Annotated in this window: 12 protein-coding genes and 1 tRNA gene; 2 read left to right on the top strand and 11 right to left on the bottom strand. The window is 44.9% G+C overall.

Annotation, left to right across the window (positions count from 1 at the left end; genetic code table 11):
• Positions 1-150: 150 nt before the first annotated feature.
• Positions 151-1053: an alpha/beta hydrolase gene (locus B3157_RS12625; RefSeq protein WP_213917501.1), complete on the bottom strand. Its 903-nt coding sequence runs from the start codon at positions 1051-1053 to the stop codon at positions 151-153.
• 19 nt (positions 1054-1072) lie between these two features.
• Positions 1073-1354 (bottom strand): acylphosphatase, encoded by a 282-nt coding sequence (locus B3157_RS12620; protein ID WP_213917502.1) that lies wholly within the window; start codon positions 1352-1354, stop codon positions 1073-1075.
• Between the two features lie 126 nt (positions 1355-1480).
• On the opposite strand from B3157_RS12620, the gene B3157_RS12615 reads away from it, so the two are divergent.
• The gene (locus tag B3157_RS12615; protein ID WP_213917503.1) at positions 1481-1984 is read left to right on the top strand and encodes an HPP family protein; all 504 of its coding nucleotides are present in this window, start codon (positions 1481-1483) and stop codon (positions 1982-1984) included.
• A gap of 15 nt (positions 1985-1999) precedes the next feature.
• The gene (locus tag B3157_RS12610) at positions 2000-2473 is read left to right on the top strand and encodes a GNAT family N-acetyltransferase (RefSeq protein ID WP_213917504.1); all 474 of its coding nucleotides are present in this window, start codon (positions 2000-2002) and stop codon (positions 2471-2473) included.
• A 32-nt stretch (positions 2474-2505) separates the two neighbouring features.
• Here B3157_RS12610 and B3157_RS12605 read toward each other — a convergent pair.
• The 9 genes from B3157_RS12605 to B3157_RS12565 form a co-directional block, all read right to left on the bottom strand.
• Positions 2506-2581, bottom strand: a tRNA-Trp gene (locus B3157_RS12605).
• Positions 2582-2615: 34 nt separating this feature from the next.
• Entirely contained in the window at positions 2616-4058 is a 1443-nt protein-coding gene (locus tag B3157_RS12600) for a proton-conducting transporter membrane subunit (protein WP_292590788.1), read from the bottom strand.
• Positions 4055-4414, bottom strand: a complete 360-nt coding sequence (locus tag B3157_RS12595; protein WP_214060367.1) for a sodium:proton antiporter — start codon at positions 4412-4414, stop codon at positions 4055-4057. The genes B3157_RS12600 and B3157_RS12595 overlap by 4 nt, the downstream gene beginning before the upstream one ends.
• Positions 4411-5082: an MnhB domain-containing protein gene (locus B3157_RS12590; RefSeq protein WP_292590787.1), complete on the bottom strand. Its 672-nt coding sequence runs from the start codon at positions 5080-5082 to the stop codon at positions 4411-4413. The genes B3157_RS12595 and B3157_RS12590 overlap by 4 nt, the downstream gene beginning before the upstream one ends.
• Positions 5079-5768 carry a hydrogenase subunit MbhD domain-containing protein gene (locus B3157_RS12585; RefSeq protein WP_292590786.1) on the bottom strand — a complete coding sequence of 230 codons (690 nt, stop codon included), beginning with the start codon at positions 5766-5768 and terminating at the stop codon, positions 5079-5081. Before B3157_RS12585 ends, B3157_RS12590 begins: the two co-directional genes overlap by 4 nt.
• Positions 5765-6046 carry a monovalent cation/H(+) antiporter subunit G gene (locus B3157_RS12580; protein ID WP_214060369.1) on the bottom strand — a complete coding sequence of 94 codons (282 nt, stop codon included), beginning with the start codon at positions 6044-6046 and terminating at the stop codon, positions 5765-5767. The genes B3157_RS12585 and B3157_RS12580 overlap by 4 nt, the downstream gene beginning before the upstream one ends.
• Entirely contained in the window at positions 6043-6291 is a 249-nt protein-coding gene (locus B3157_RS12575) for a hypothetical protein (RefSeq protein WP_214060370.1), read from the bottom strand. Before B3157_RS12575 ends, B3157_RS12580 begins: the two co-directional genes overlap by 4 nt.
• Positions 6288-6641 carry a Na+/H+ antiporter subunit E gene (locus B3157_RS12570; RefSeq protein ID WP_214060371.1) on the bottom strand — a complete coding sequence of 118 codons (354 nt, stop codon included), beginning with the start codon at positions 6639-6641 and terminating at the stop codon, positions 6288-6290. Before B3157_RS12570 ends, B3157_RS12575 begins: the two co-directional genes overlap by 4 nt.
• A complete protein-coding gene (locus B3157_RS12565) occupies positions 6642-7439 on the bottom strand; it encodes a radical SAM protein (RefSeq protein ID WP_292590785.1) in 798 nt (265 codons plus the stop codon).
• Positions 7440-7781 lie beyond the last annotated feature (342 nt).

Raw genomic sequence — 7781 nt, 5'->3', positions numbered from 1 at the left:
TTTTCAGAAGATTAAGTGATAAACTTAACTAATATGGCAAATTGAGGCACTGTGAAAACATACGGAACGGGAATAACATTATCAAGCCATGAGTGTGATTTGTTTAGGTAATTGCATTAATATGATAAACGATAAGGAGAGTGTGATCTTTCATAGGAGCTTATGCTTGCGAAGGAAGCTTTCAACTTCTTTTTCATATGTGACCGGATCGGTTGGGAGAGACGCTGCATGAGCAGCTCCGGGAACTACTAGAAGATGATTTTTCGAATTGCCTTCCATGTGCATCTTTTCGCTCATATAGGTTGGAACGTAATGGTCTTCAGCTCCGTGCGCGAACATTACTGGAACTGACGACTCTCTTACGGATTTTATTGGGCTTACTTCTTTTAGATTCGCGCCAGTCAGGAGTTTTGCAAAGAATCGGGCTAGCCAAATGAATGGAATCGAGGGAAGGTGAAAGTCCTCACGCAACCTTACTGACAGCAATTCTTCGAGGTCAGAAAAACTGCAGTCGGCGACGCAGAAATCGATCTCATTGTCAAGAGAAAGGTATTGAAGAGCTATTGCAGCACCCATCGATTCTCCGTGTAGGCCGATTCGAGTATTCGCCCCAAGTCTTTCCAGAGCCCATTTCTTTACAGCGGCAAGATCATGCTTCTCGTAGAAGCCTAGAGTCGTATTCGTACCTCCGCTTTTTCCGTGATTCCTGTGGTCATATACGATGATGTTGTAGCCCAGCTTGTGAAAAACCTTTGCATACTTTATGGAACCGAAAAGTGAATAAGTGATGCCGTGACAGATAATTACGGTTCTTTCGGAATTGTCGTTCGGAATCAGAAACCCGTGGAGTTTGTATCCATAAGGAGAATCAACCCAAATCTCTTCCTTTCCGACCTCTTCGAACCAATCTGGATCCATTCTGCCATTCTCGACTTCGATGCGGTAGGTCTCTTCGTAAGGGATCTGTCTGGGTTTTATGACCCTATTTGAGAGAGCAAATCCCACAAAGGCCAGAAATGCTACAACAACTAGAATTATTACGGCAATTATCATTTTTTCCCTCCATATGGAACTACCTCTTTTCGAAGCCCCTGAATTCCAGCTCTTGAGAGGACTGTTCGATTATTCTGGTGATCTTTCCTCCAGAAAGCTTGACGGCAAGAGATCCCTTTTTCACTTTGTTTAAGAACAATGCAAGTTCAGTCTCATCGCCTCTAGCGACAATTCTTACGGACCCATCATCCAGGTTTTCGACATACCCGGTGATTCTGTGTTTTTCTGCAAGCCGCCTCACGAAGTTTCTCATTCCAACTCTCTGAACTCTCCCTTCGAGAGTAACTTCAACCGTTCTCACACTACGACTTTACCTCCCTATGGTTTAGAATATTTCTATCTCTTCATAGGGAGATTCTATCAGTTGATGGTACCTAAACCTTTCTCTTGAGAGATGCAGTTATTTCTTGGCGAACCAGGAGGTAAGATGATAACACTAGATTCCAAGTTCCGACAATATCCGCTCAAGTACGTTTCCCAGACTTTGCTGACGATCATTTCGGTCTTCGTGATTCTGCTCTTTATTGATGCAATCTCTGAAGCAGTTGTTGTTGCTTCGTTTGGGGCATCGACATTCATTATCTTTGCGATGCCAAATCTCAGGGCATCCAGCGCAAGGTACGTTCTGGGAGGCAACGCAATCGGTCTGCTGGTAGCTTTTGGAGTTCATGTTTTGGATCTGCTGACTAAACATACTCATATTCAGTGGTCTGATAACATATCATTCGCCTTCATGGGGTCTCTGGCGATAGGTCTAACTATGTTTGCCATGGTGATAACCGATTCAGAGCATCCGCCGGCTGCCGGACTCGCACTGGGGTTGACTCTTGACGGGTTCAGTGTTAGAACTGCAACTATAACCATTCTTGGGATAATCATCGTCTTTTCGGTAAAAGAACTCTTGAAGAAACACTTGCTGGATCTTGTCTAGGAAGGAGGTAACTGGATGATAAGACTGGAAAAGATGAAGCCCGATGAGTTCGAGGTCTATAGTGAAGGATTGGTAAGAAACTATGCGATCGAGAATGTCAAATCGGGAAGGTGGGAAGAGAAGGATGCGATCGAGAAATCGAGAAGAGAGATCGATTCATTACTTACGGATGGTTTGAACACCAGGTATCACAAGCTTCTAAGTATAGTGGAGACTGATCATAATCATAAGATTGGCTACTTCTGGTTGCATATCTTCCCGAATACAAAGAAGGGGTTCATCTATGACTTCGTGATCCAAAAGGAATTCAGAGGAAAAGGTTGTGGAAAGAGGAGTCTCGAAGCACTTGAGGAATATGCCGGAGATCTGGGAATAGAAAATCTTTCGCTACATGTCTTTGCTCATAACACCGCAGCGGTATCGTTGTACAAGAAGATGGGATATGAAGTAACCAACATGAATATGGCCAAGGCGATCGGTAATAACTAAAAAGAAAAAGAGAGGATGATTCCTCTCTTTTCTGGCAGGCGAGGAGGGCCTCGAACCCCCGACCTACGATTTTGGAGACCGTCGCTCTGCCAATTGAGCTACTCGCCTACAAAGACGATTATAGCGGAATCGATACTCCTTTTCAAGAGGAGAGGATTATTGCCAGCACGATCGAAATAAGAAAGAGTATGAGATATGAAGAGAGTGCCGAATCGATTCTCTCGAAGTAAACCGGCAGAGGTCTAAGGAACTTGCGCAGCAGAAGATACCCCGCCATTCCCGCGATAACGGCAAGTAATGATTCGAACATGTATATTTCGAAACCGATGATCCCATGTATTATTATGACTCCGGACAAGATGGAGTAAGCAGCAACGGTATTCGCGGCCGGCCAGGAGGAAGATTTACCGGGTTTGAGAAAGATGAACTTCGAGAAGCTCATTGCCGTTCCAGCGGAAGCAATAAGAAGCAGGATCTTCACTGAGGGACAACAAGCGCCGTGTATGATGATCTCTTTAGTTACACACCCGGATGTCATAGGAAATCCCGCAATAGCAAGCGAACCGATCAAAAGAAAGGCATACTCGACTTTTGTGATCTTCCCCGACCACTTTGAATATTCCTTTGTACCAAGTCTTGCCGATATATTCCCGACGACCAGAAAGAGGAGCGTTTTGAATATTGCATGGCTAAAGCCGTGCCAGGCAGAGGACTTGTCACAGTTTACAAGCATGAAGCCAACTTGAGAGATAGTATGGTATGCAAGGACCCTTTTGGCGTTCTTTGAATTGACGGCGAAGATAACGCCGACAATTGCGCTGACGATGCCGATTATCATATAGGTATCTCTCATCCAGCCGAAAGAGGAATACGTGATGAACCTTATAGACAGGTACACGTCAAGCTTGACAATAAGGCCGGATAGTATTGGAGAGACTTCTATGGGCGCATTGGAATGAGCATCCGGCAGCCACATGGAGAAAAAGAAAAGACCGGACTTTACGGCCAGCCCCCCGAATATCAGAACAGTTGCGATAGTTGAAACATGTTCGAGACTATCCATCGCAAATGAACCCGTCTCCATATAGACAATCCCGATTCCCAGTAGATAGAAGTTCAGACCTAGGGAAGAGAGGAGCAGATACTTAAGGCTGGCCCAGGCCTGACGGGGCTTTTTCTCGTAGGAAATCAGAATGAAGGAAATAATCGACGCGAGTTCTATGGTTACGAAGATGCTGAAAAGGTCCCTCGAAAGGAAAATCGAATTCAGAGTTCCATAAAGTATGAGGATTAAGGCGTAGAAGAAGCCGTCATAACCTCTCTTGATAGAATTCAGGATCACCGCAAGCATCACGATGAATGTAGACAAAAGAAAGGGAATTGCGAATTCATCGACAGCCATACCGATTCCAAGCGAACCCCACTTTCCCAGAATAATCGAAGCATCTTCAAAGATAACGAAAGGAAGAACGCTTCCACTTGCAAAAGCAGTCACAATCGCTACAATCGGACTGACCGACTTCCTGTCTTTCAGCACCAGACAGACAATTCCTCCCAGGACGGGCAGAAAGACGAGCGCGATCACCGTTCTTCCCTCTCGAAGATTATTTCGATCGTCTCGACGTTCATTGTGTGGTATTTGTTGTATATTATGATCGCGAATACGAGTGAAAGACAAAGCAGGGCAAATGATATCACAATACCTGTGATTATCACTGCCTGAGGAATCGGGTCGGCGTAGGTGGTTCTTGAGAAATCGCCGCTGACTATGGGAGGTATTATCCCGCTTCTTGCTGAGATTCCTGTGTACATGAGGTTTATAGAAGTCTCCACAATACCTAAAGAGAGAATCTTCTTTATAAGGTCCTTCGAGAGAATCATACCGATCGTTCCCACCAGCATTCCCAAAATTGAGAAATAGATTACGAGAGTTCCTGTCATAGTGTTCCTCGTCTGCTAATAAACTCGCTGGACATCTTCCATGCGCCGGCGTATACTTTGATTCCGATAAGAATGTTCAGAATCGGGATCAGCCCACCGCTGAAAGTAGAACCAAAGCCAGCCTCAGAAAGTAATTGTGAGTGGGTTTCTGGTAAAAGGATGATCAAAGTTGAGAATGCGAAAATTAGCACGAGACTGATTTTCTCAAACATACCGATCTTTAGCATATCATAATGAAGACTTGCCTTCTTGAAACTGGAAGTGAGACCGTAAGTGATTACGCCTGTTGCAAGTACAACTCCGCCAACAAAACCTCCACCCGGGCTGATGTGGCCGTTTATTACCACATATAGGAAAAGGGTTATCGACAAGGCGGCCAAGCCCCCGCTATAGACAGTTACTGTACCAAATACCTGCTGGCCTTCATCGTTGTTCACTGGAAGCGATGCAAGAAGGGCGGCGACTCCCAGAGCCGTTATAGTGAAGACGATTATCTCGAATATCGTGTCATAGAGTCTCGTCTCAAGATAAACGCTTGTAACTGCGTTGGGCACGTTAACTCGTTCCACTATTTGCTCTATCGGCCTGGGGATACTTCCAGATGGATCAAATGAAAGCATAACAATGACAAAGATTATTGTAACTGCTATGATTCCTGCTATCTTCACAGGTACCGCCCCACTATCTCTTCGATATTCCCTGAAGATCTAATCTCGTTCAATCCTTCAAGAATATCTCTTTCCAGATCCGGCGAATTCATGGAAATGACAAAGACATAGCGGCTCTTTTTCAGGAATTCTGGCGTAGGAGAAATAGCGTTTCTGCTCAAGTGTTTCAGTCTCACAAAATCAATTTCCTCTCCGTTACAGACAAATATTGAAGTCTCCAGATAAGGGATGCCTTTTGTTCTACCTGAAACGTCGTCCTCTGTAAATGCTCCACAAACCAAATCGACATCATGATTCTCAACGGCTTTCAATGCTTCTTCCTTTGAAGAGAACTTAACTGGTTCAACGTGATAACCTTCCTTTTCGTCAACAAGCCGAATGATCTCCCACTCCAGCCCTCTCAGACCGGAAGGCAACTCCTCTATCATCGAAGGCACATCGAGAAATCCGAGACGGACACGGCGCTGTTTCTTAAGTGCCATTATGTAGACTATTAGAACTAGTGCAACCCCGACAGAAAACTGGGTCATCGCAACATCCGGCGCGCCTATTATCATCATAATTACGGCCGAGACCGAACCCATAATTCCAAACCAGATAACACTCTGGAAGTTAGTCCTTGATGAAAGGACGATTATCGCGCTAACAAGATAAAGAGAACTGATTCCGATTAAGACGAAACTCATCTCTCTTTTCCCCCCGAGTTTATGAAGGCCCTGGCAATTACGTGAGTTACAAGCGGTCCAGTGACCATCAAAGCGACAATAAACGCAAACATCTCAATTATCGTCAGCAGGCCAAAGAAAGAAGCAGAGATTACGATGAATATAAGTCCGACAGTGTCGGCAACCGTTAGAAAATGGAGAGTCCCGATGATTGTGTGAGCGAGGATTGCCCTAAACGTGCCTCCGACAACGAAAAAGAGGCCGGGTATAAGGAATAAGTATCCGATTATTCTCATCATCGTCGTACCCCCAGATAATATGCAGCGATAATTGTGCCGCTCGTGTTGAGAATGAGAAACAGCAAGGCAACACTGGATATGAAATCAACTCCAGTAACCATTTCAATAAATATGACGCCTATAAGAAGCCTTGTCGAAATGGAAGAGTAGGCTATTAGTAGTTTCCAGGGATCGCTACTTGCAGCAAACCAGACCAGCATCGCAATAGAAGAAATTATTGCCGCCATTGTGATATAGAAGGTCACTTTTTCACCTCGTGGATCAACAGCCCTTCCCTGTCCTTCGAAATGACAACTTCCTCAGGGGTCATTGTAATAGAGATGATCTTCCCAAATTCAACGATTCTGTTTTCCGGTGCCTTTTCGCTTCTTACCGTGAATGCGGGTTTCGAGAAGATAATTCTGAATGATTGGAAGACCGCAACAGGTAAAGCGAGCATAATTCGAAATACGGTACCAAGAACAGGACCGGGACGAATAAGTCTAGACGATATATACTGAGCAAGTACCGAAACTAGCAGCCCCGAAACTACAGAGGCCGGCGTGAATCTGCCAAAGAAAGTGATCCACAAGAAGAAAGAAATAGTGAAAATCATCTAGTCCCACCTCAAAGGTTTGGCCCTGAAATTCTCCTTAGATTCGAAATGCTGCATCCATCCAGTGAGACCAAATCTATCTATCACATCAAGTGCATAATCGTATTCTTCTTCCGAGATTTTTCTTGATAGTTCGTAGTGCTCTCCCGCTCTGTAAACTGGTCGATACTGTGACATAAGCGATATGGGAACGGACGAAGACAATTCAAAGGCCACAAACTCCGCCATCTCTTCTGTACCCGCTATTCCTTCAGGTAGAACAAGGTGCCTGACAATAACTCCTCGCATTCTTTCTTCTCTGAAAGAGCCAGTTTGTCTAAACATCTCCTTCACTGCCTTCTTTGTGACAGTCCAGTAATCGGGGACAAGTGAGTATTTCTCTCCAAGCGCATCGTCGGTGTATCTTATATCTGTGAGATAGATGTCGACGATTCCATCGAGAAGCTGCAAAGTACTTACTTCTTCATAACCGCTAGTGTTGAACACTACTGGAAGGGAAAAGCCCTCCTCAAGTGCAAGTTCGTAGGCTTTGAGGAAGCCATACAGATTGGGAGTCGGAGTGACGAGATCGATGCAAGCGGCCCCTTCCTCCTGAATCTTCATGAAGTGTCGCGATAGCTCTTCAAAAGAAAAGACCTTGCCTGCGTTCTTTTGACTGAAAGCGAAGTTTTGACAGTAGAGGCAGCTCATTGTGCAGCCACTAAAAAAGACAGCACCTGCACCGCCTTCCTTCACCAAAGGTGGTTCTTCCCCAAAGTGTAGTACTGTTGCTGAGACTCTCGGTTCAATCCTCTGCATGCAGAAACCAGAAGTCTCATACCTGTTCACATGACATTTCTTAGGGCACAGGTCACAAGAGTGCAGTCTTTCTCTCGTTTTTTCTATTGCTTTATGTACTCTGTCGAGTTTTTCTAAATTTGAATCCATTCAATCCATTCCTTCTCTTCACTCTAAAGGTTGTCGGAAGACCGTGAGCTGATACTATCACACAAATTCGAGTCTAGGGAGACTAAGATTGCGTTTGGGCTATGCGAGGGAAAAGGAACACTTCGGGCAAGTTCGCCTAACCAACAATCCCTTACGTACAACCAATCTATCATCGTACTGAGAGTCTTACATCCCGTCAAGCTGAACATGTTT

Source organism: Mesotoga sp. UBA5557, from assembly GCF_002425715.1.
Lineage (GTDB): Bacteria > Thermotogota > Thermotogae > Petrotogales > Kosmotogaceae > Mesotoga.
This window is presented reverse-complemented; position numbering and strand designations above follow the sequence as displayed.

Coding starts and splice junctions, on each gene's coding strand:
- B3157_RS12570 (WP_214060371.1), bottom strand. CDS start 6,641: ATGATTTTCACTATTTCTTTCTTCTTGTGGATCACTTTCTTTGGCAGA.
- B3157_RS12595 (WP_214060367.1), bottom strand. CDS start 4,414: ATGACAGGAACTCTCGTAATCTATTTCTCAATTTTGGGAATGCTGGTG.
- B3157_RS12615 (WP_213917503.1), top strand. CDS start 1,481: ATGATAACACTAGATTCCAAGTTCCGACAATATCCGCTCAAGTACGTT.
- B3157_RS12565 (WP_292590785.1), bottom strand. CDS start 7,439: ATGCAGAGGATTGAACCGAGAGTCTCAGCAACAGTACTACACTTTGGG.
- B3157_RS12580 (WP_214060369.1), bottom strand. CDS start 6,046: ATGATGAGAATAATCGGATACTTATTCCTTATACCCGGCCTCTTTTTC.
- B3157_RS12625 (WP_213917501.1), bottom strand. CDS start 1,053: ATGATAATTGCCGTAATAATTCTAGTTGTTGTAGCATTTCTGGCCTTT.
- B3157_RS12610 (WP_213917504.1), top strand. CDS start 2,000: ATGATAAGACTGGAAAAGATGAAGCCCGATGAGTTCGAGGTCTATAGT.
- B3157_RS12585 (WP_292590786.1), bottom strand. CDS start 5,768: ATGAGTTTCGTCTTAATCGGAATCAGTTCTCTTTATCTTGTTAGCGCG.